The sequence below is a fragment of the Aquihabitans sp. McL0605 genome, assembly GCF_049993875.1.
GTDB lineage: Bacteria > Actinomycetota > Acidimicrobiia > Acidimicrobiales > Iamiaceae > Aquihabitans.
In genome coordinates this window covers 1,491,617-1,512,617 of the sequence record NZ_CP188252.1, presented here as the reverse complement: position 1 = coordinate 1,512,617, position 21,001 = coordinate 1,491,617, and the positions used below count along the sequence as shown (strand labels likewise).

The following is a 21,001-nucleotide window of genomic DNA, read 5'->3' as shown; positions in this document are numbered from 1 at the left end:
CTTCCCGCCCGATCGCCGCGTGCCGAACCACGGGCCGCCTCCGAGGGCTGTCAGAGGGCACCGGTAGGGTGGCGGCGATGCCTTCCTCCCCGACAGATGCCGAGCTCCTGGAGGGCTTGAACCCGGTCCAGCGGGAGGCCGTGGTCCACGACGAGGGCCCGTTGCTGGTCATCGCGGGGGCCGGTTCCGGCAAGACCCGCGTGCTCACGTCGCGCATCGCCCACCTCATCAAGACGGGTGTGTCGCCCTTCGAGATCCTGGCCATCACCTTCACCAACAAGGCCGCCCAGGAGATGAAGCACCGCGTCGGCGCCCTGGTGGGCCCGGTGGCCGAGAAGATGTGGGTCTCCACCTTCCACTCGGCCTGCGTGCGGATCCTGCGCCGAGACGGCCACCGCCTCGGCTACCCGTCGTCGTTCACCATCTACGACCAGGCCGATGCCGTCCGCCTCACCGGCTACGTCATCCGAGACCTCAACCTCGACGCCAAGCGCTTCCCGCCCCGATCGGTCCACGCCACCATCTCGGCCGCCAAGAACGACGACGTCGGCCCCGTCGAGTACGCCGCGCGCGCCTCGGTGATCTTCGAGCGCAAGATCGCCGACGTCTACGCCGAGTACCAGGCCCGCCTGCTCAAGGCCGGCGCCATGGACTTCGACGACATCCTCCGCAACGCCGTCGAGCTGTTCCGCACCGAGCCCGAGGTCCTCGAGCACTACCGCCGGCGCTTCCAGCACGTCCTCGTCGACGAGTACCAGGACACCAACAAGGTCCAGAACGAGCTGATCCTCCTCCTCGCCGGCGAGCACCACAACGTCTGCATCGTCGGTGACAGCGACCAAAGCATCTATAGGTTTAGGGGCGCCGACATCCGGAACATCCTCGAGTTCGAGGAGGCGTTCCCCGATGCCACGGTGGTGGTGCTGGAGCAGAACTACCGGTCCACGCAGACCATCCTCGACGCGGCCAACGCGGTCATCGCCAACAACCTGTCGCGCAAGCCCAAGGAGCTGTGGACCGACGAGGGCGACGGCCACGCCATCATCCGCTACCACGCCGACACCGAGACCGACGAGGCCCAGTGGGTGGCGCACGAGATCGCCAAGCTCCACGACTCCGGCGACCACCGCTGGGGCGACGTCGCCGTCTTCTACCGGACCAATGCCCAGAGCCGCGTGGTCGAGGAGCACCTGCTCCGCGCCGGCATCCCGTACAAGGTCATCGGCGGCACCCGCTTCTACGACCGGCGCGAGATCAAGGACGCCCTCGCCTACATGAAGGCTGTGGTCAACCCGGCCGACGAGGTGTCCGTCAAGCGCATCCTCAACACCCCCAAGCGCGGCATCGGAGACTCCACCGTCGCCAAGCTCGACGCGTGGGCGGCCATGCGGGGCCACACGTTCATGCAGGCCTTGCGCCTCGCCCACGACGCCGGCGTGACGGGGCGGGCGGTCAAGGGCATCGAGGACTTCCTGTCGGTGATCGACAACTCGGCCGAAGCCGTGGAGCAGGGCCCCGGCCCGCTGCTCGAAGCGGTGCTGAACCGCTCGGGCTACGTCGACGAGCTCCAGGCCGAGCACTCCATCGAGTCCGAGGGCCGGCTGGAGAACCTGGCCGAGCTGGTGGGCTCGGCCCGCGAGGTCGAGTCCGTCGACGTGTTCCTCGAGCAGGTCGGCCTGGTGGCCGACTCCGACGAGATCCCCGACGACGACTCGTTCGTCGTGATGATGACGCTCCACTCGGCCAAGGGCCTGGAGTTCCCCGCGGTGTTCCTCGTGGGCCTGGAGGACGGGATCTTCCCGCACCTCCGGTCGCTCGGCGAGCCCAAGGAGCTGGAGGAGGAGCGGCGCCTCGCCTACGTCGGCATCACCCGGGCCCGGGAGCGGCTGTACCTCACCCACGCGTGGAGCCGCACGATCTACGGGTCCACCCAGTACAACCCGCCCAGCCGCTTCCTCGACGAGATCCCGCAGCGCCTCGTCGAGTCGATCGACGGCAACCGGCGGGGCTCGCGCGCCGGCAGCTGGGCCGACAGCGCCGGCACCACCTCGTCGGCCTCCAGCTGGGGCGACCGCCCCCAGCGCACCAGCCGCATCTCGGCCGAGCGCCGCCAGGCCAACCGGGACCGGATGGTCGACCAAGCCATCTCCTCGGGCCAGCAGGCCGTGGCCTCGGCGCCTCCCACCAGCCAGTTCAAGGTGGGCGAAGACGTCGTGCACGCCAAGTGGGGTGAGGGCGTGGTCCTCGACCTGCGGGGCACGGGCGACAAGACCGAGATCACCATCCACTTCCCCACGGTGGGCCAGAAGGTCCTGCTGCAGGCCTGGGCCCCGCTGAAGAAGGCGTGATGCGGATCGTCCGGCGCATCGACCTGGCTCGGGGCCGCAACCTCACCCTCGGGACGCTGATGGAGCAGGTGGCCGCCGTCCACGGCTCCCGCACGCTGGTGGTCGAGCCCGACACCGGCCTGGCGCTCACCATGGAGGAGGCGGCGGTCCTGGTCGACGGGTGGGCGGCCGGAGTCGCCCAGGTCACCGAGCCCGGCGACCGCGTGGTCATCGCCACCCCCAACGGCTACGAGCAGCTCCTCCTCACCCTCGCGGTGTCCCGGGCCGGGCGGGTGCCCGCGCCCGTCAACGCCCAGATGGCTCCGGGCGAGATCCGCCACGTCGTGGCCGACTCGGGGGCGTCGCTGGTGATCCGCCACGCCACCGAGCTGCCCGGCACCGAGCACTTCGGCCCGGCCGTCCCCGCCGACCCCTCGTCGATCGGGGCGCTCTTCTACACGTCGGGCACCACCGGCAAGCCCAAGGGCGCCGAGCTCACCCATGCCGGCCTGCTCGGCGGCATGTCCCTCGCCGCCCTGCTGCCCACCGAGCTCCACCGCGACGAGCTGGTGCTGGCCCTGCCGCTGGCCCACATCTTCGGCTTCGCCATCGCGGTGGGCGCGGCGTGCGCCGGCGTGCCCGTGCACTTCCTGCCCCGCTTCCACCCGGTCCTGGTGCTCGATGCCATCGAGGAGCGCCGCGCCACCGTGTTCGCGGGCGTGCCCGCGATGTACCGCATGCTCGAGGAGGCCGGCGCGGCCCACCGGGACCTCACCTCGGTCCGGGTGTGGATCTCCGGGGCCGATGCCATGCCGTCGGACCTGGCGCACCGGTTCAAGCGCTGGGGCGCCACGGCCACGCTGCCGCTCATCGGTCCGGTGGGCGAAGCCACCTTCGCCGAGGGCTACGGCATGGTCGAGACCGCTGGCGGTGTGGCCGTGCGCGTGTCGCCGCCCCTGATCCCGGCCGCGCTGGGCGGGTCGATGGGCGTCCCCCTGCCCGGCGTGCGCTTCAAGGTGGTCGACGCCGACGGCCAGGAGGTGCCCATCGGTGGGGTCGGTGAGCTGTGGCTCACCGGCCGCGGGGTGCTCAAGGGCTACCACGGCGCGCCCGAGGCCACGCGCGGTGCGCTCACCGACGACGGGTGGCTGCGGACCGGAGATCTGGCCCGGCGCGGCCCCCTCGGCATCGTCAACTTCGAGGGCCGCATGAAGGACGTCATCAAGCGGGGCGGCTACTCGGTCTACGCGGTCGAGGTGGAGCAGGCGCTCGAAGAGCACCCGCAGGTCCTCGAGGCCGCCGTGGTCCCGGTCCCCGACACCCGAGACGGCGAGGTCCCGGTGGCGGCGGTGCGCCTGGCCCCGGGCGAGACGGTCGAGTCGCTCGACCTGCCGTCGTGGGCCGCCGAGCGCCTCAGCCGCTACAAGGTCCCGGCCCGCTTCGTCGCCGTCGCCGCCCTGCCCCGCACGGGCACCGACAAGGTCCAGCGCCGCGAGGTGGTGGCCCTCGTCACCGAGTAGCCGTCGGCCCACGCGGACCGGTGGTAGGGCGGCGCCCTTCGTGGGAACCTGACCGCATGGACCAGCGACTCTCCCTGATCACCCTCGGCGTGGCCGACACCGCCGCCTCCAACGCGTTCTACGAGGCCCTCGGCTGGAAGGGGCAGTCGCCCGACGGTGATGTCCACTTCTTCCAGGCCGGCAGCATGATCGTCGGCCTCTGGGGGCGCGCCGACCTGGCCGCCGACAGTGCGGTCACGGATGCGGGCGGGTGGGGCGGCGTCACCCTCGCCTACAACACCCGCTCGCCCGAGGAGGTCGATGCGGTGCTGGCCGAGGCCGAAGCCGCCGGCGCCACCATCGGCCGGCCGGGGGCGCCCACCGAGTGGGGCGGCTACTCCGGCATCTTCCTCGACCCCGACGGCCACCCGTGGGAGGTGGCCCACAACCCGTACTGGACCATCACCGACGACGGCGCCACCGTCATGGCCGGGGACAGCTGACTCGCTAGGGGATCAGGACGGTCTTGCCCTTGAGGCGCCGATCGAGCAGGTCGCGCAGCACCGCGCCGGCCTCGGCCAGCGGCCGCTCGGCCGGGGCCACGGGGTGGAGCGATCCGAGCCGGACGGCGTCGAGCACCTCGTCGAGGACGACGGCCTGGCTGGCCGGGTGCTTCATGGCCCAGGCGCCCCAGTCGACGCCCACCACCGTTCGGTTGTTGAGCAGCACCTGGTTGGCGGGCAGCGCCGCGATCCCGCCCGCGGCGAACCCGATCACGACCAGGCGGCCGAACACCCCGAGGGCCCGCAGCGCCGGCTCGGTGTGGGGCCCTCCCACCGGGTCGATGACGACGTCGACGCCGCCCTCGGACAGCTCGCGGGCGCGGACCTTGAGGTCGTCGGTCTCGTAGGCGATGGTGGCGTCGGCGCCCATGGCGACGGCGTCGGCGAGCTTGTCCGCCGACGACGCGGCGGCGATCACCCGGGCGCCCATCGATCGGGCCACGTCGATGGCAGCCAGCCCGACCCCGCCGCCGGCGCCGAGCACCAGGACGGTCTCGTCGGGCCGCACCGTGGTCCGCCGCTTCAGGGCGAACCAGGCGGTGCAGTACGACTGGGCCAGCGCGGCCGCGGTGGGCAGGTCGAGCCCATCGGGCACGCGGGTGACGGCGAGGGCCGGGACCACGGCGTGGCTGGCGTAGGCGCCGAGCCCGAGCGACGAGAGCACCCGGTCGCCCACCGCGACGGTGTCGACCCCGGGCCCGACGGCGGTCACGGTGCCGGCCATCTCGCTGCCCGGCGTGAAGGGCGGCGGCACCTTGATCTGGTACGTCCCGCCCACGAACAGCGCGTCGACGAAGTTCACGCCGGCGGCCGCGACCTGCACCAGCACCTGCCCCTCGCCGGGGATCGGGTCGGGCGCCTCCTCGATCACCAGCCCCTCGGGCGGCCCCCACTGCGTGCACGTGATCCGCTGCACCGGTCAGCCGCCCGTGGTCGAGGTGGTGGCGTCGGTGGTGGTGGCGTCGGTCGTGGTGGTGGTGGTCTTGGCGTCGGCGTTGAGGTTCACGTCGAGGCGGCCGTCGTTGACGGTGACCTTGAACTGGGGGAGGCCCTTGCCGTCGGCGGGCGCCGTGAGCGTCTTGTCGCACTTCGCCCGGAACTGCTCCTCGTCGGCCTGCCACTGCCAGGTGCACGCCCGGGACTTGTCGATGGGGGCGGCGAGGAAGGCGTACCAACCGGTCTGCGGGTCGTCGCCGAGGTGCTGGAGGATGATGTCGCGGTCCTTCCGGCCGGACACGTCGCCGTAGAAGATCGGTCCCCGTTCGTCGATCTCCTTGGCCAGCCGGGTGGTGCTGCCGCCCTGGAACGTCTGATCGCCGAGCTTCACGTCGGCGCTCTTCTTGCCGCCGATGGCGAACGTGACCAGCAGCAAGGCGACGGTGAGGACGAACACCCCCACCAGCGCCACCGCTGCTGCTCGCCCGACGTGGTTGCGGGATTGGTCGACTGGGCTCACGCGGCGGCCTCAGCCGTCACGCTCGGATGGGAAGACGTTCCAGACACCTGCCTAGTATCGCCCGGTCACGCGCTGAACCTCATCTCAGGAGTCCGAGTGGACCTTCTCGAATACCAAGGCAAGCAGTTCTTCGCCACCTACGGCATCCCGGTGTCGCAGGGCGAGGCGGTCACCACGGTGGAGGATGCGGTGGCTGCGGCCGACCGCATCGGCTACCCGGTGGTGGTCAAGGCCCAGGTCCACGTCGGTGGTCGCGGCAAGGCGGGTGGCGTGAAGCTGGCTGCCAACACCGAAGAAGCGCGCGAGCACGCCGACTTCATCTTGGGCCTCGACATCAAGGGCCACATCGTCAAGACGATCTGGATCGAGTCGGCCTCCGACATCGCCGAGGAGTACTACGCCTCGTTCACCCTCGACCGGGCCGCCAAGAAGCACCTCGGCATGCTCTCCGCCGAGGGCGGCGTCGAGATCGAGGCCGTGGCCGAGACCAACCCCGATGCCATCGCCAAGATCTGGATCGACCCGGTCGACGGCCTCACCGAGGCTGCGGCCCGGGCCTGGGTCAACGAGGCCAAGCTCAACCCGGCCGCCAACGACGGCGCCGTCGACATCCTCCTCAAGCTCTACGAGGCCTACACCAAGGGCGATTGCGACCTCTGCGAGATCAACCCGCTGATCCTCAAGCCCACGGGTGAGGTGCACGCCCTCGACGCCAAGGTCACCTTCGACGGCAACGCCGAGTTCCGCCACGAGGGCTGGGACGTCATCGACGCCAGCCAGATCCGTGACGAGCGCGAGCAGGCCGCGCACGACAAGGGGCTCCAGTACGTGGGCCTCGACGGCAGCGTCGGCGTCATCGCCAACGGCGCCGGCCTGGCCATGTCGACCGTCGACATCGTCAACCAGGTGGGCGGCAGCCCCGCCAACTTCCTCGACATCGGCGGCGGCGCCAACGCCGAGGTGATGGCCGGTGCGCTCGAGGTCATCAACAACGATCCCAACGTGAAGAGCATCTTCATCAACATCTTCGGTGGCATCACCAAGGGCGACGAGGTGGCCAACGGCATCGTCACCGCCCTGGGCCGCGTCCACATCGACGCTCCCATCGTGATCCGCATCGACGGCACCAACGCCGAGCAGGGGCGGGCCATCCTGGCCGAGCACGCCTCCGACAAGCTCCAGTCCAAGTCCACGATGATCGAAGCGGCCAAGACCGCTGTCGAGCTGGCGAAGTGAGGATCTGACCCATGGCCATTTTCGTCGATGAGAACACCAAGGTCCTGTACCAGGGACTGACCGGCTCGCAGGGCCGCTTCTACGGCCTGCGCAACCGCGACTACGGCACGCAGGTCGTGGCCGGCGTGAACCCCAAGAAGGCCGGCACCGACGTCGACGGGATCCCCGTCTACGCCACCGTCGCCGAGGCCAAGGAGGCCACCGGCGCCACGGTGTCGTGCGTCTTCATCCCGGCGCCCGGCGTGCAGGCGGCGGTCCTCGAGGCCGCCGAGGCCGGCATGGAGCTCGTGGTGGTCATCACCGAGGGCGTCCCGGCCCAGGACGAGGCGTACTTCTTCAACAAGGTGAAGCGCGACTTCCCCGGCACCCGGATCCTCGGCCCCAACTGCCCGGGCATCATCAGCCCCGGGAAGGCCAACATCGGCATCACCGCCGGTGAGATCGCCAAGCCCGGCGGCCCGGTCGGCATCGTGAGCCGCTCCGGCACCCTCACCTACCAGGCGCTCTACGAGCTCAAGCTCCAGGACATCGGCGTCACCACCTGCGTCGGCATCGGTGGCGACCCGGTCCCCGGCACGTCGTTCATCGACTGCCTGGAGGCCTTCGAGGCCGATCCCGAGACCAAGGCCGTCATGCTCATCGGTGAGATCGGCGGCTCGGCCGAGGAAGAGGCCGCCGAGTACATCAAGAACAAGATGACCAAGCCCGTCTCGGCGTACATCGCCGGCGTGACGGCGCCCCCCGGCAAGAAGATGGGCCACGCCGGCGCCATCGTGTCGGGCGGCAAGGGCACGGCGGCCGCCAAGATGGAGGCCCTGACCGACGCCGGGGTGAAGGTGGGCAACAACCCCACCGAGGCCGGCGAGCTCATGGTGGAGATCGTGCGGTCGCTGGGCCTCTAGCCCACGCCCACCTCCCGCCCACCGCAGAACCAACGGTGCCCGCCCCCAAGGGGGCGGGCACCGTCGCGTCCGGGCCGGCTGACGCCGGCGGTCAGGGCTGGTCGATCAGAACGGGGTGGCGGTGCCGCCGTCGCCGGTGCCGACGCTGGGAGCGCCCTCCTCCTCGTTGCGGTCGAGGTAGGCGCCGTAGACCATGCCGCCCGCCAGCAGGATCGCCAGGTAGGCGCCGAAGCCGATGTAGTCGAACTTCAGGATCAGCTTGAGGAACAGCAGCACGAACACGGCGATGGTGGCGTAGAAGGTCAGCTCGGGAAGCGGACGGGGCGTGTCGGGCAGGGCCGTGTCGGTGAACCGGCGGACGATGGTGACGCCGATGATGGCGAGCAGCACCAGCATGGCCAGCCAGCCCCAGAAGCTGTTGGGCGACTGGATCGCGGTGCGGCTGAACGAGCCGCCCACGTGGATGTCGCCGCTGCTGTACGAGTACGACCAGTGGTGCCACGGCAAGAACAGGAGATCGATCACCAAGACCAGGGCGCACCCGCCGAGGATCTTGTCGCCGAGGGTGAGTTTGCTGAAGTCCATGGGCCCGCGCTCCTAGGTGTCATCTGGGTGTGTTTGCACCCCCAACGTACTCCAGGGGTCCATCCCGCTGGGGAGATCCCCGGACGTCTGTCCACAGCTCCCGGGGACCCGGATCGGGGGGTCGGGGGCGGCTGGTAGCGTCCCGGCACGTGCGAGTGGGCGTCTTGGTGTCAGGAACTGGAACGATCCTCGACGCCATGCTCCAGGCCGGCGTGCCCGTCGCCGTGGTCGCCGCCGACCGCCCCTGCCCGGGCCTCGATCGCGCCGAGGCCGCCGGGATCGTCACGGTCCTGGTCGAACGGACCGAGTTCGGTCCCGGGTTCGACCGTGACGCCTACTCCGCCCGCTTCGCCGCCGCCATGGAGCCGCACCAGCTCGACCTGGTGGCCATGGCCGGCTTCGGCACCATCTTCGGCCAGCCCATGCACGACGCGTTCGAGGGCTGCATCATCAACACGCACCCGGCCCTGCTGCCGTCGTTCAAGGGCTGGCACGCCGTGCGCGACGCCCTCGACTACGGGGTGAAGGTCACCGGCTGCACCGTCCACGTGGCGGGGCTCGACGTCGACACGGGGCCGATCCTGGCCCAGGAGGCCGTCGCGGTCCGGCCCGACGACACCGAGTCGTCGCTGCACGAGCGCATCAAGGACGTCGAGCGCCGGCTGTACCCCGCCACGCTCCTCACGATCATCGACCAGGGACGGGTCCTGGCGTGAGCACCACCGCTCTCGCTGCCCTCCCGCCTGCTGAAGGGAAACGCCTGCCATGAGGGCGCTGCTGTCCGTGTACGACAAGACCGGGATCGTGGAGCTGGCCGCCGGCCTCCACGAGCTGGGCTGGGACCTGGTCTCGAGCGGGGGGACCGCCCAGGCGATCCGCGACACCGGCATCCCGGTGGCCGACACCGCCGAGATCACCGGCTTCCCGGCCATCCTCGGCCACCGCGTGGTCACCCTCCACCCCAAGATCCACGGCGGCATCCTCTCTGACCGCTCGCCCGAGCACCTCGCCGAGATGGAGCAGTACGGCATCGAGGGCATCGATCTCGTCGTCGGCAACCTCTACCCGTTCGGCTCCGACCCCTCCGCGTTCAGCCACGGCGGCGGCACGGCCGAGGACGTGATCGACATCGGCGGGCCCACGCTCGTCCGCTCGGCCGCCAAGAACCACGCCCACGTCGGCGTCGTCACCGACCCGTCCGAGTACCCGGCGATCCTCGAGGAGCTGCGGGCCTCGCCCGACGGCACCCTGTCCACCGAGACCCGCCGCCGCCTCGCCCGGGCCGCGTTCGCCCACACCGCCGCTTACGACGCGGCCGTCGTGGCCTGGTTCGACGAGGCCGACGACCCGATCCTGCCGCCCACCCTCCACGTGGCCGCCACCCGAGAGGACCGCACGCTCCGCTACGGCGAGAACCCGCACCAGCGCGCCGCCCTCTACAAGACCGACGGCGCCGACCCCTGGTGGGCCTCCGCCACCCAGTACGGGGGCATCGCCCTCAGCTACCTCAACCTCTACGACGCCGATGCCGCGTGGATCCTCGCCCACGACCTGGGTGCCTCGGCCGGCGACCAGCCCGCTGTGGCCATCATCAAGCACGCCAACCCGTGCGGCGCAGCGGTGGCCGGCACGCTGGCCGAGGCCTACCAGCGGGCGTTCGACTGCGACGCCCGCTCGGCGTTCGGCGGCATCGTCGCCCTCAACCGGGTGGTGGACGACGACACCGTGGTCGAGATGGTCGCGGCCGCTCAGGCCGACCTGGTCATCGCCCCCGGCTACGCACCCGGCGTGATCGAGGCCCTCCAGGCCAAGCGCAAGAACACGCGCCTGCTCGAAGCGGTGGCGCCCACGCCGCCCGCCCGCCACCTGCGGCCCATCAGCGGTGGCTGGCTGGTGCAGGAGCCGCACCGCCTGGTGACCCCGCCGTCGGAGTGGAAGGTCGTGACCGACCGCGTGCCCACCGCCGCTGAGCTCGCCGACGCCGCCCTGGCCTTCCGCATCTGCGCCGCGGTCACGTCGAACTCCATCGTCCTGGCCAAGGACGGCGTGGCCTGGGGCATCGGCGCCGGGCAGCAGAACCGGGTCGAGGCCGGCCAGATCGCCGCCGAGAAGGCGGCCGGTCGCGCCGAGGGCGGCGCCTGCGCCAGCGACGCGTTCTACCCGTTCCCCGACGGCATCGAGGCGGCGGCTTCCGCCGGCGTCGCGGTCATCGTCCAGCCCGGCGGCTCGATGAACGACGACAAGAACATCGCCCGCGCCAACGAGCTGGGCGTCGCCATGGTCTTCACCGGCGAACGCCAGTTCAAGCACTGATGCCGAGGAGCACGCTGTGACCGCACGCATGATGCCCGGAGGGCCCGTCGCCGACGCCGTCCTCGCCGACCTCGAGCCTCGCATCGCCGCCCTCATCGCCGCGGGCCACCGGCCCGGTCTGGGCACGATCCTGGTCGGGGGCGACTCGGCCAGCGCCGGCTACATCCGGATGAAGATGGAGAAGGCCGAGTCCCTCGGGTTCACCTCCCCGCACCTCCACCTCCCCGACGACGCCACCCAGGCCGACGTGCTGGCGGCCATCGCCCAGATGAACGATGCCGACGACGTCGATGCCGTGCTCATCCAGCACCCCACGCCCCCGCAGATCGACTTCGACGCCGCCCTGCTGACCCTCGACCCGGCCAAGGACGTCGACGGCCTGCACCCGGTCAACATGGGCCGGTTGGCGCTCGGCATGCCGGGCCCGGTCCCGTGCACGCCGGCGGGCATCGAGGCGCTCCTGGCGCACTACGAGGTCCCGGTCTCGGGCCAAGAGGTCTGCATCTTGGGCCGCGGCACCACCCTGGGCCGCCCGCTCGCCCTGCTCCTGTCGCAGAAGCGCCCCACCGCCAACGCCGCGGTCACCGTGGTCCACACCGGCGTGCCCAACTGGGCCGACTACACCCGGCGGGCCGGCATCGTCATCGCCGCGGCCGGCGTGCCCGGGATCCTGCAGCCCGAGCACATCACGCCGGGCGCGGTCGTGGTCGGCGGCGGCGTCCGCTACGAGGGCAAGCGCCTGCTCCCCGACGTCGACGAGCGCTGCGAGGAGGTGGCCGGCGCCATCACCCCGCGCGTGGGCGGCGTGGGCCCCACCACCATCGCCCTGCTGTTCCGCAATGCGGTGGAGGCCGCGGAGAAGCGGTCGCCTAGCCTTTCGGGACCATGACCCGGATCGCCGACCTCCTCGCCAAGGGCCCCACGTGGTCCTTCGAGTTCTTCCCCCCGAAGACCCCCGAGGGCATGTCGTCGTTCGATCGGGCGGTCGCCGACCTCTCGGCCCTCGAGCCGGCGTACGTGTCGATCACCTACGGCGCCGGCGGCTCGGCCCGTGACACCACCTACGACCTGGTGGTCCGCGTCAACGAGGAGCAGGCCTTCCCGGCCATGCCGCACCTGACCTGCGTCGGCCACACCCGCGCCGAGCTGGTCGAGCTGCTCGAGTCGTACCAGGCCAACGGCGTCGACAACGTCCTGGCCCTGGCGGGCGATCCACCCAAGGACGGCTCCGAGGCCGGCGGCGACTTCGTCTTCGCCACCGAGCTCGTCGAGCTGGCCCGTGAGGCCGGTGACTTCTCGATCGGCGTGGCCGCCTTCCCGGAGATCCACCCGCGCTCGGCCGACCGGGCCACCGACCGCCGCCACCTGGCCGCCAAGCTGAACCAGGCCGACTTCGGCATGAGCCAGTTCTTCTGGGACGCCGACCACTACCGCCAGATGGTGGACGAGCTGGCCGACCTCGGCTGCACCACGCCGGTGCTCCCCGGTGTCATGCCCTTCGTGAGCGTGGCCGGCGCCCGCCGCATGTCGGCCATGAACAACACCCAGATCCCCACCTGGCTCCAGGAGCGGATGGATGCCGTCGGCGACGACCCCGAAGCCACCCGCCAGCTCGGCGTCGAGGTGGCCACGGGCCTGATCGTGGCCCTGCAGGACATCGGCGTCCCCGGCATCCACCTCTACGCCATGAACCGGGCCCGGTCGATCCAGGAGATCTACGACAACCTCGGCCTCCGCCGCTGACCCGAACGGTCAGCGGCCCGACCCGCGAGGGTCAGCCCAAGAGGGTGAGGGCGGCGTTGAGGGTGGGGCTGGGGCGCATGGCGGCGGACACGAGGGCTTCGTCGGGGGCGTAGTAGCCGCCCATGTCGACGGGGCTGCCCTGCACGCCGTTGAGCTCGGCCACGATGGCGTCCTCGCCGTCGACCAGCGCCGCAGCCACCGCCGCGAACGTGGCGGCGATGTCGGCGTCGGTGGTCTGGGCGGCCAGGGCCTCGGCCCAGTAGCGGGCGAGGTAGTAGTGGCTGCCGCGGTTGTCGAGCTCACCGACCTTGCGCGAGGGCGAGCGGCCCTCGTCGAGGAAGCGGCCGGTGGCGGCGTCGAGCGCGTCGGCCAGGACCTGGGCCCGAGGGTTGTCGGCGTAGCCGGCCAGGTGCTCGAGCGAGACGGCCAGGGCCAGGAACTCGCCGAGCGAGTCCCAGCGGAGGTGGTTCTCCTTCTCGAACTGCTGGACGTGCTTGGGCGCCGACCCACCGGCGCCGGTCTCGAACAGGCCGCCGCCCGCCATCAGCGGCACGATCGACAGCATCTTGGCGCTGGTGCCGAGCTCGAGGATGGGGAACAGGTCGGTGTTGTAGTCGCGCAGCACGTTGCCGGTGACCGAGATGGTGTCGAGCCCCTGGCGAATGCGGTCGATCGAGTACTGGCACGCTGCGGCGGGCGCCAGGATCTCGATGGTGAGGCCGGAGGTGTCGTGCTCGGCCAGGTAGCGGTTGACCTTGGCGATGATCTGGGCGTCGTGGGCCCGGTCGGCGTCGAGCCAGAACACGGCCGGGGAGCCGGTGGCGCGGGCACGGCCCACCGCCAGCTTCACCCAGTCCTGGATCGGCAGGTCCTTGACCTGGCACATGCGCCAGATGTCGCCGGCGCCGACCGTGTGCTCGAACACCACGCCGCCGCGGTGGCTGACCACCCGCACCACGCCGTCGGCAGGGATCTCGAAGGTCTTGTCGTGGCTGCCGTACTCCTCGGCCTTCTGGGCCATGAGGCCGACGTTGGGCACCGAGCCCATGGTGGTGGGGTCGAACGCACCGTGGACCTTGCAGTCCCGGATGACGACGTCGTAGATGCCGGAGTAGCAGCTGTCGGGGATGACGGCGAGCGTGTCCTGCTGCTCGCCGGCGGCGTTCCACATCTGGCCGGAGGTGCGGATCATGGCGGGCATGGAGGCGTCGACGATGACATCCGACGGCACGTGCAGGTTGGTGATGCCCTTGTCGGAGTCGACCATGGCGACCGCGGGGCCGGTGGCGTAGGCGGCCGCGATGGCGGCGTCGAGCGGCGCCCGCTGGTCGTCGGGCAGGCCGGCGATGGCGGTGAGCACCCCGGCCAAGCCGTTGTTGGGGTTGGCGCCGATCTGGGCGAGCACCTCGCCGTGCTTGTCGAACAGCTCGTCGAAGAAGGTGCGGACGACGTGGCCGAACATGATCGGGTCGGAGACCTTCATCATGGTGGCCTTGAGGTGGACCGAGAAGAGGATGCCCTCGGCCTTGGCGGCGGCCACCTGATCGGCCAGGAACGCCTGGAGGGCGGTCTTGCTCATGAAGGTGGCGTCGACCACCTCGCCGGCGAGCACCGGCAGCGACTCCAGCAGGACGGTGCCGACGCCGTTGCTGGCGATGTGCTCGATGCGCAGCACGTCGTCGTCGATCATCGTGGCCGACTCTTCGTTGTGGCGGAAGTCTCCGGTGGTCATGGTGGCGACCCGGGTCTTGGAGTCGGCCGACCAGGCGCCCATGGAGTGCGGGTGCTTGCGGGCGTAGTCCTTGACCGACTTGGGGGCCCGGCGATCCGAGTTCCCCTCGCGCAGGACGGGGTTGACGGCGCTGCCCTTGACCTTGTCGTAGCGGGCCCGGGCCTCGTGCTGCTCGGGGGTCTGGGGGTCGTCGGGGTAGTCGGGGAGGGCGTAGCCGTCGCCCTGGAGCTCGGCGACGGCCTCCTTGAGCTGCGGCAGGGAGGCGCTCACGTTGGGCAGCTTGATGATGTTGGCCTCGGGCCGGTTGGCGAGGTCGCCCAGCTCAGCGAGGGCGTCGTGCACCTGCTGGTCGGCGGGGAGCAGGTCGGCGAAGGTGGCCAGGATGCGGCCGGAGAGCGAGATGTCCCGCGTCTCGACGGCCACGTCGGCGGCGGAGGTGAACGCCTCGACGATGGGGAGGAAGGAGTAGGTGGCGAGGGCCGGGGCCTCGTCGGTGTGGGTGTAGATGATCTTCGAGGTGGTGTCGGTCATGTCCATCTTCCGGCGAGACTGGGGGGAGGTGTCCCCGAGACGATACCGAGGGCCGCTGACGCTGCCGAACGGAGCTCGGGGATGCCGGGGCCAGACCGGGCCGATACGATCTGACGGCCCGTCAGAAACGGCCTGCCCAACCGTCGGAGGATTCCCCATGCTCGACCACCTGATCCAGGGCGGCACCGTCGTCGACGGGACCGGCTCGGCGCCCCGCCTGGCCGACATCGGGGTCCGCGACGGTCGCATCGTCGCCATCGCCCCGACGGGCGGGATCACCGAGGAGGCGGCGGCCGTCATCGACGCCACCGGCCTGCTGGTGCTGCCCGGCGTGATCGACCCCCACACCCACTACGACGCCCAGCTGTTCTGGGACGGTGGGGCGTCACCCAGCAACGTGCACGGGGTCACCACGGTGATCGGCGGCAACTGCGGCTTCACGCTCGCCCCGCTCAAGGCCGAGGACGCGGCCTACACCCGCGAGTTCATGGCCAGCGTCGAGGGCATGTCGGTGGCCGCGCTCGAAGAGGGCGTGCCGTGGAACTGGGAGACGTTCGCCGAGTACCTCGACCGGCTCGACGGCAAGGTCGGCGTGAACGCCGGGTTCCTCGTCGGCCACAACGCCCTGCGCCGCTACGTGATGGGCCCCGACTCCGTCGGCAACGAGGCCACGCCCGAGCAGGTGGCGGCCATGCAGGCGCTCCTCGCCGAGTCCATCCAGGCCGGCGGCCTCGGGTTCTCCACCACGCTGAGCCGCACCCACTCCGACGGCGACGGCAAGCCCGTGGCCTCGCGGTGGGCGTCGAACGACGAGCTCCTCGCCCTGTGCGAGGTGGTCGAGCAGCACCCCGGCACCACCCTCGAGGCCATGACCGACGGCTGCCTCGACAAGTTCTCCGACGACGAGATCGACCTGTTCTCCGACATGACCGCCACCGCCAAGCGGCCGCTCAACTGGAACGTGCTCACCATCGATTCCCGTGAGCCCACCCGCATCCCGCGCCAGCTGTCGGCCGGCGATCGGGCGGCCGAGAAGGGCGGGCGCATCGTGGCCCTCACCCTGCCGGTTCAGGTGCCCATGAACATGAGCTTCCTCAACCACTGCGGGCTGTTCCTGATCCCGGGCTGGAAGGACGTGCTGGGGCTGCCCGTTCCGGAGCGCGTCGCCGAGCTGCAGAAGCCCGAGGTCCAGGCCCGCATGCAGGCGCAGGCGCAGGCCCCCGAGGCCGGCGTGTTCAAGCGCCTCGCCGACTTCGAGAACTACATCCTGGGCGACACCTACTCGGCGGCCAACGAAGGGCTGAAGGGTCGTCGCGTGGGTGAGCTGGCCGACGAGCGGGGCCAGGACGCCTTCGCCACCCTCATCGACGTCGTGGTCGCCGACGAGCTGCGCACCGTGCTGTGGCCCATCCCGCCCGACGGTGATCCGGCGTCGTGGGAGCTGCGCCGCCAGACCTGGGCCGACGACCGGGTGATGCTCGGCGGCTCCGACGCCGGCGCCCACCTCGACCGCATGTGCGGCGCCCCGTTCCCCACCCGGTTCCTGGGCGACACGCTGCGCGGCCGCAAGCTGGTCCCGCTGGAGCGGGCGGTGCAGCTGATGACGCAGGTGCCCGCCGAGCTGTTCGGCATCAACGAGCGCGGCACCCTCACCGAGGGCTTCCACGCCGACATCGCCATCGTCGACCCCGAGACGGTGGGCTCCGAGCTGGCCGAGCTGGTCCACGACCTGCCCGGCAACTCGCCGCGGCTCACCGCCGACTCCATCGGGGTGGTGCGGGTGCTGGTCAACGGCACGGTCGTGGTGGTCGACGGCAAGCCCACCGGCGAGCTCCCCGGCACCATCCTCCGCAGCGGTCGCGACACCCGCACCGTCGCCACCAGCTGATCAGGCGGCTTCGGCCGCCGCCTTGAGGCGCTGGAGGGTGACCTCCATCCCGGCGAGGAGCTGCCGGCGGCGGACGCCCTCGAGCGGGATGGACAGGGCCTTGATCAGCGCGTTGGGGTTGGCGTCCTCGCGCGTCTCGGTGACCGTGCAGCCGGAGCCGTCGGCGGTGGGCTCGAAGCGGTAGGTCCAGCGGGCCCCGGACAGGCCGGTGTCGAAGCTGAGCGCCCGGCCCGGATCGGCCTGGCGGATGGTGCTGGTGCTCGACCACTTGGCCGGGAAGAACCCGACCTTGGTGTGGTTCCAGCCCTTGAACCGGGCGCCGGGCACGGCGGCGGTGGCGCCGTCGACCCACTCGGTGCGGTAGCACTCCGGCGACCACCGACCCATGTTGGTGATGTCGGCCACCAGGTCGTAGACGTGGGCTGCCGGGGCAGCGATCTCGATCAGGGCGGTGTCGATCTGGGCCGTGTCCATGGCCGGATCCTTGCCGGTATCGTCGATCGGGACAACGAGCCACCCAGGGGAAGCACATGTCCGACGTCCAGCAGTACGACAAGCTCTACATCGACGGGAGCTGGGTGCAGCCCGACGGCACCGGCACCATCGACGTGATCAACGCCTCCACCGAAGAGGTCATGGGCTCCATCCCCGAGGGCAGCGCGGCCGACGTCGATCGGGCGGTCGCCGCCGCCGTCAAGGCGTTCCCGGCCTGGTCGGCCACCAGCCCCAACGACCGCGCCAAGTACGTGCAGGCCATCTCCGAGGGGATCGCAGCGCGCAACGAGGAGATCGCCGCCACCATCTGCGGCGAGGTCGGCATGCCGATGTTCCTCTCGCAGCTCATCCAGGCCGGGCTCCCCCAGGCCATCTCCGGCAGCTTCCCCAGCATCGTCGACGACTTCGTGTGGGAGGAGACGGTGGGCAACTCGCTCGTCGTCATGGAGCCGCTGGGCGTGGTGGGCGCCATCACCCCGTGGAACTACCCCCTGCACCAGATCATCCTGAAGGTGGCCCCGGCGCTGGCCGCCGGCAACACCGTCGTGCTCAAGCCCAGCGAGGTCGCTCCGCTCAACGCGTTCATCCTCGCCGAGATCATCGACGAGATCGGCCTGCCCGACGGCGTCTTCAACCTGGTGTCGGGCACCGGCCAGGTGGTCGGCGAGGCCATCTCGGCCCACCCGCAGATCGACATGGTCTCGTTCACCGGCTCCACCAACGCCGGCAAGCGCGTGGCCGCCGTCGGCGCCGCCACGGTCAAGCGGGTGGCGCTCGAGCTGGGCGGCAAGTCGGCCAACATCTTGCTCCCGAGCCTCGAGGGCGACGAGCTCGTCAAGGCGGCCAAGGCTGCCGTCGGCTCCGCGTACCTCAACTCCGGCCAGACCTGCAGCGCCCTCACCCGGCTGCTGGTGCCCGCCGACAAGCACGACGAGATCGTCGAGGTGCTGCGCGAAGAGGTCGAGTCCACCTACACCATCGGCGATCCGGCCACCGGTGCCGGCCGCCTCGGCCCGCTGATCTCCGCCACCCAGCGCGACCGGGTCCGCGGCTACATCCAGAAGGGCATCGACGAAGGGGCCACCCTCGTCACCGGCGGTCCCGAACAGCCCGAGGACCTGCCCACCGGGTACTACGTCAAGCCCACGGTGTTCGCCGGCGTGCGCAACGACATGACCATCGCCCAGGAGGAGATCTTCGGCCCGGTGCTCTCGGTCATCCCCTACCAGTCGGTCGACGAAGCCGTCGAGATCGCCAACGACTCGCCCTACGGCCTGTCCGGTGGCGTGTGGGGCGCCGACGCCGACGAGGCCAAGGCCGTCGCCCGCCGCATCCGCACCGGCGGCGTCGAGGTCAACGGCGGCGGCTACAACCCGCTGGCGCCCTTCGGCGGCTACAAGCAGTCGGGCAACGGGCGCGAAGCCGGCAAGTACGGGCTCGAGGAGTTCCTGCAGGCAAAGGCGATGCACCTGTAGGACCGGTCCGGGGCCTGGGCCACCGGCTCAGGCCTCCGGCTGGTCGAGCCAGGCGTCGATCGGTCGCCACGACGAGTGCATGGTGGTGGCGTGGTAGCCCCACGCCTCCGTCACGCTGTCGATGGGGACCCGGATGCGCACGTAGGGATCGTTGCGGCGGTCGGGGACCGGGCCGATGCCCTCCATCCGATCGAGCTCCGGCAGCAGCCCGGCCAGCACGGCAGCGTCGAACCACACCACCCAGCCCGGGACGGTGCGGCCCGATGCGGTCCCGAAGGCGGCGGCCGGCCAACCGTCGCCGGTGTCGTAGAGCGTGCCCGGCACGACGGCTGGGCGGTGGGCCACGGCGTGGGGAGCCAGCATCCACCACCGGAGGTGCCCGGGCATGAGGGTGCCGTAGACGAACAGGGCGTCCTGGTCGGGGGCGCCCGGTCGTCCACGGTCGGTCATCCCCACAACTCTGCCCCACGGCGGAGTGCTGGAATCGGAGCCTGACGTCGTGGTTCGCGCTCGGACGCCGTCCCACTTGACCCGGCGGTCAAGATCGGTACGCTCGGCGGCGATGCCCACCCCCACGACCGGTCGCCCCCCACTCGGCCCCATCGCCGCCCTCGGACGGCGGCTCCCGCCGGGGGCCCGGGCACTGGCGGCTCGGCTGCCCGGCGCCCTCGCCCCGCCCGTCGACCCCGGCACCCGCACCCCTCGCGTGGCCATCATCGGGTCGGGCTTCGGCGGCATCGGCATGGCGTGCCGCCTCCGCCAGGCCGGCATCGACACCTTCACGATCTACGAGAAGGCCGACGCGGTGGGCGGCACGTGGCGCGACAACACGTACCCCGGTGCGGCGTGCGACGTGCCCTCGCACCTCTACTCCCTGTCGTTCGCGCCCAAGACCGACTGGACCCGGAAGTTCCCCGAGCAGGCCGAGATCCTGGCCTACCTCAACGAGGTCACCGACCGGTTCGGCCTGCGCCCGCACCTCCGCCTCGGCACCGAGCTCACCGCCGCCACCTGGGACGAGGCCGAGGCGCAGTGGCAGCTCACCTTCGCAGACGGCAGCACCGACGTCGCCGACGTGGTGGTGGCCGCCACCGGCCAGCTCAACCGGCCGCAGATCCCCCCCATCGAGGGGCTCGACGGGTTCGAGGGCACCGTCTTCCACTCGGCCCGCTGGGACCACGAGCACGACCTCACCGGCGACGTGGCGGTCATCGGCATCGGGGCCAGCGCCATCCAGTTCGTGCCCGAGGTGGCCAAGACGGCCCGGACGCTCACGCTCTTCCAGCGCAGCAGCAACTACGTCGCCCCCAAGCCCGACGGCGAGTTCTCCCAAGAGGCCAAGGCCCGGTTCCGGCGCATCCCCGGGTGGCAGCGGCTCTACCGCTTCTCGATCTGGGTCCGGTTCGACCTCCGCTGGGCCATGTTCCGCCAGGGCTCGAGGATCGCCACGCTCGGCGAGAAGCGGTTCTCCCGTGAGCTCGTCAAGGCCGTGAGCGACGAGGTGCCCGCCGAGGTGCTGATCCCCGACTACCGCCTCGGCTGCAAGCGCATCCTGATCTCCAACGACTGGTACCCCACGCTCTTCCAGCCCAACGTGAAGGTGATCACCGCGCCGGTCGATCACGTGACCCCCACCGGCGTCCGGTCGGGCGACGCCGACCACGCGGTCGACACCATCATCTTCGGCACCGGCTTCGCCACCACCGGGTTCCTCGCCCCCATCGAGATCACCGGCCGCGGCGGCCGCAACCTCCACGACGAGTGGCGAGAGGGCGCCGAGGCGCACCTCGGCCTCACGGTCAACGGGTTCCCCAACCTGTTCCTGCTCTACGGGCCCAACACCAACCTGGGCCACAACTCGATCATCTTCATGATCGAGCGCCAGGTCGGGTACGCCCTCACCTGCATCCGGCGGCTCGTCGACCAGGGCGAGGGCTCGCTCGAGGTCACCCCTGCGGCCCAGACCCGCTCGAACCAGCGGCTCGAGCGCCGGCTGGCCCGGACGGTGTGGGCCGAGTCGTGCCACTCCTGGTACAAGACCGAGACGGGCCGGATCACCAACAACTGGTCCGGTCCGACGATCGACTACTGGCGGCGCACCCGGCGCCCTCGCGCTGGCGACTTCCAAGCGCTGCCGCGGCCCGAGCGCGACGACGAGCTGGTCGGGTCGAGCGCCCATTCGGGCGCGGGCAGGTCGCCGGAATAGGGTCGGAACCGACCTTCGGCGCTGGATCCCGGCGCCGCCCAGCACCGTCC

The 21,001-nt window shown here is 71.1% G+C and carries 18 protein-coding genes; 12 read left to right on the top strand and 6 right to left on the bottom strand.

Features of this window, described 5'->3' with window-relative positions:
• Positions 1–77: 77 nt before the first annotated feature.
• The 3 genes from pcrA to ACPPVX_RS06770 are packed head-to-tail and all read left to right on the top strand — an operon-like array spanning position 78 to position 4,329.
• Complete coding sequence (pcrA, locus tag ACPPVX_RS06780; RefSeq protein ID WP_426574138.1) at positions 78–2,348, top strand: DNA helicase PcrA; 2,271 nt, start codon at positions 78–80, stop codon at positions 2,346–2,348.
• Entirely contained in the window at positions 2,348–3,847 is a 1,500-nt protein-coding gene (locus ACPPVX_RS06775) for a class I adenylate-forming enzyme family protein (protein ID WP_426574137.1), read from the top strand. Before pcrA ends, ACPPVX_RS06775 begins: the two co-directional genes overlap by 1 nt.
• Positions 3,848–3,903: 56 nt before the next feature.
• The gene (locus ACPPVX_RS06770) at positions 3,904–4,329 is read left to right on the top strand and encodes a VOC family protein (protein WP_426574136.1); all 426 of its coding nucleotides are present in this window, start codon (positions 3,904–3,906) and stop codon (positions 4,327–4,329) included.
• Positions 4,330–4,333: 4 nt separating this feature from the next.
• Here ACPPVX_RS06770 and ACPPVX_RS06765 read toward each other — a convergent pair whose 3' ends face one another.
• Both ACPPVX_RS06765 and ACPPVX_RS06760 read right to left on the bottom strand, forming a co-directional pair.
• On the bottom strand, positions 4,334–5,305 hold the full coding sequence (locus ACPPVX_RS06765; RefSeq protein ID WP_426574135.1) for an NADPH:quinone oxidoreductase family protein: 972 nt from the start codon (positions 5,303–5,305) through the stop codon (positions 4,334–4,336).
• A gap of 3 nt (positions 5,306–5,308) precedes the next feature.
• Positions 5,309–5,845 carry a hypothetical protein gene (locus ACPPVX_RS06760; RefSeq protein WP_426574134.1) on the bottom strand — a complete coding sequence of 179 codons (537 nt, stop codon included), beginning with the start codon at positions 5,843–5,845 and terminating at the stop codon, positions 5,309–5,311.
• Between the two features lie 96 nt (positions 5,846–5,941).
• Between ACPPVX_RS06760 and sucC the strand changes: the two genes are divergently transcribed.
• Both sucC and sucD read left to right on the top strand, forming a co-directional pair.
• Positions 5,942–7,081 (top strand): ADP-forming succinate--CoA ligase subunit beta, encoded by a 1,140-nt coding sequence (gene sucC / locus ACPPVX_RS06755; protein ID WP_426574133.1) that lies wholly within the window; start codon positions 5,942–5,944, stop codon positions 7,079–7,081.
• Between the two features lie 11 nt (positions 7,082–7,092).
• The gene (gene sucD, locus ACPPVX_RS06750) at positions 7,093–7,983 is read left to right on the top strand and encodes a succinate--CoA ligase subunit alpha (RefSeq protein WP_426574132.1); all 891 of its coding nucleotides are present in this window, start codon (positions 7,093–7,095) and stop codon (positions 7,981–7,983) included.
• 105 nt (positions 7,984–8,088) lie between these two features.
• On the opposite strand, the gene ACPPVX_RS06745 is transcribed toward sucD, so the two are convergent.
• Positions 8,089–8,568, bottom strand: a complete 480-nt coding sequence (locus ACPPVX_RS06745) for a hypothetical protein (protein ID WP_426574131.1) — start codon at positions 8,566–8,568, stop codon at positions 8,089–8,091.
• A gap of 149 nt (positions 8,569–8,717) precedes the next feature.
• Here ACPPVX_RS06745 and purN point away from each other — a divergent pair, with 149 nt between their 5' ends.
• From purN to ACPPVX_RS06725, 4 genes are read left to right on the top strand one after another with little or no spacing between them, the layout of a single operon-like run.
• Positions 8,718–9,284: a phosphoribosylglycinamide formyltransferase gene (gene purN / locus ACPPVX_RS06740; RefSeq protein WP_426574130.1), complete on the top strand. Its 567-nt coding sequence runs from the start codon at positions 8,718–8,720 to the stop codon at positions 9,282–9,284.
• A gap of 49 nt (positions 9,285–9,333) precedes the next feature.
• On the top strand, positions 9,334–10,881 hold the full coding sequence (gene purH / locus ACPPVX_RS06735) for a bifunctional phosphoribosylaminoimidazolecarboxamide formyltransferase/IMP cyclohydrolase (protein ID WP_426574129.1): 1,548 nt from the start codon (positions 9,334–9,336) through the stop codon (positions 10,879–10,881).
• Between the two features lie 28 nt (positions 10,882–10,909).
• Positions 10,910–11,770, top strand: a complete 861-nt coding sequence (locus tag ACPPVX_RS06730; protein WP_426575004.1) for a bifunctional 5,10-methylenetetrahydrofolate dehydrogenase/5,10-methenyltetrahydrofolate cyclohydrolase — start codon at positions 10,910–10,912, stop codon at positions 11,768–11,770.
• Positions 11,767–12,624 (top strand): methylenetetrahydrofolate reductase, encoded by an 858-nt coding sequence (locus ACPPVX_RS06725; protein ID WP_426574128.1) that lies wholly within the window; start codon positions 11,767–11,769, stop codon positions 12,622–12,624. The genes ACPPVX_RS06730 and ACPPVX_RS06725 overlap by 4 nt, the downstream gene beginning before the upstream one ends.
• 31 nt (positions 12,625–12,655) lie before the next feature.
• On the opposite strand, the gene ACPPVX_RS06720 is transcribed toward ACPPVX_RS06725, so the two are convergent.
• On the bottom strand, positions 12,656–14,887 hold the full coding sequence (locus ACPPVX_RS06720; RefSeq protein ID WP_426574127.1) for an NADP-dependent isocitrate dehydrogenase: 2,232 nt from the start codon (positions 14,885–14,887) through the stop codon (positions 12,656–12,658).
• A 157-nt stretch (positions 14,888–15,044) separates the two neighbouring features.
• Here ACPPVX_RS06720 and ACPPVX_RS06715 point away from each other — a divergent pair, with 157 nt between their 5' ends.
• Positions 15,045–16,775, top strand: coding sequence for an N-acyl-D-amino-acid deacylase family protein (locus tag ACPPVX_RS06715; protein WP_426574126.1), 1,731 nt, complete (start codon positions 15,045–15,047; stop codon positions 16,773–16,775).
• Here the strand turns inward: ACPPVX_RS06715 and ACPPVX_RS06710 are convergent, their stop codons facing one another.
• Positions 16,776–17,249 carry an SRPBCC family protein gene (locus ACPPVX_RS06710; protein ID WP_426574125.1) on the bottom strand — a complete coding sequence of 158 codons (474 nt, stop codon included), beginning with the start codon at positions 17,247–17,249 and terminating at the stop codon, positions 16,776–16,778.
• Positions 17,250–17,305: 56 nt separating this feature from the next.
• Here ACPPVX_RS06710 and ACPPVX_RS06705 point away from each other — a divergent pair, with 56 nt between their 5' ends.
• Complete coding sequence (locus ACPPVX_RS06705; protein WP_426574124.1) at positions 17,306–18,745, top strand: aldehyde dehydrogenase family protein; 1,440 nt, start codon at positions 17,306–17,308, stop codon at positions 18,743–18,745.
• Positions 18,746–18,772: 27 nt separating this feature from the next.
• On the opposite strand, the gene ACPPVX_RS06700 is transcribed toward ACPPVX_RS06705, so the two are convergent.
• Entirely contained in the window at positions 18,773–19,195 is a 423-nt protein-coding gene (locus tag ACPPVX_RS06700) for a gamma-glutamylcyclotransferase family protein (protein WP_426574123.1), read from the bottom strand.
• Positions 19,196–19,307: 112 nt separating this feature from the next.
• Here ACPPVX_RS06700 and ACPPVX_RS06695 point away from each other — a divergent pair, with 112 nt between their 5' ends.
• Entirely contained in the window at positions 19,308–20,951 is a 1,644-nt protein-coding gene (locus ACPPVX_RS06695; protein ID WP_426574122.1) for a flavin-containing monooxygenase, read from the top strand.
• The last annotated feature ends 50 nt before the right edge of the window (positions 20,952–21,001 follow it).

Coding starts and splice junctions, on each gene's coding strand:
- pcrA (WP_426574138.1), top strand. CDS start 78: ATGCCTTCCTCCCCGACAGATGCCGAGCTCCTGGAGGGCTTGAACCCG.
- ACPPVX_RS06775 (WP_426574137.1), top strand. CDS start 2,348: ATGCGGATCGTCCGGCGCATCGACCTGGCTCGGGGCCGCAACCTCACC.
- ACPPVX_RS06770 (WP_426574136.1), top strand. CDS start 3,904: ATGGACCAGCGACTCTCCCTGATCACCCTCGGCGTGGCCGACACCGCC.
- sucD (WP_426574132.1), top strand. CDS start 7,093: ATGGCCATTTTCGTCGATGAGAACACCAAGGTCCTGTACCAGGGACTG.
- ACPPVX_RS06745 (WP_426574131.1), bottom strand. CDS start 8,568: ATGGACTTCAGCAAACTCACCCTCGGCGACAAGATCCTCGGCGGGTGC.
- purH (WP_426574129.1), top strand. CDS start 9,334: ATGAGGGCGCTGCTGTCCGTGTACGACAAGACCGGGATCGTGGAGCTG.
- ACPPVX_RS06730 (WP_426575004.1), top strand. CDS start 10,910: ATGATGCCCGGAGGGCCCGTCGCCGACGCCGTCCTCGCCGACCTCGAG.
- ACPPVX_RS06725 (WP_426574128.1), top strand. CDS start 11,767: ATGACCCGGATCGCCGACCTCCTCGCCAAGGGCCCCACGTGGTCCTTC.
- ACPPVX_RS06720 (WP_426574127.1), bottom strand. CDS start 14,887: ATGACCGACACCACCTCGAAGATCATCTACACCCACACCGACGAGGCC.
- ACPPVX_RS06715 (WP_426574126.1), top strand. CDS start 15,045: ATGCTCGACCACCTGATCCAGGGCGGCACCGTCGTCGACGGGACCGGC.
- ACPPVX_RS06710 (WP_426574125.1), bottom strand. CDS start 17,249: ATGGACACGGCCCAGATCGACACCGCCCTGATCGAGATCGCTGCCCCG.
- ACPPVX_RS06705 (WP_426574124.1), top strand. CDS start 17,306: ATGTCCGACGTCCAGCAGTACGACAAGCTCTACATCGACGGGAGCTGG.
- ACPPVX_RS06700 (WP_426574123.1), bottom strand. CDS start 19,195: ATGACCGACCGTGGACGACCGGGCGCCCCCGACCAGGACGCCCTGTTC.
- ACPPVX_RS06695 (WP_426574122.1), top strand. CDS start 19,308: ATGCCCACCCCCACGACCGGTCGCCCCCCACTCGGCCCCATCGCCGCC.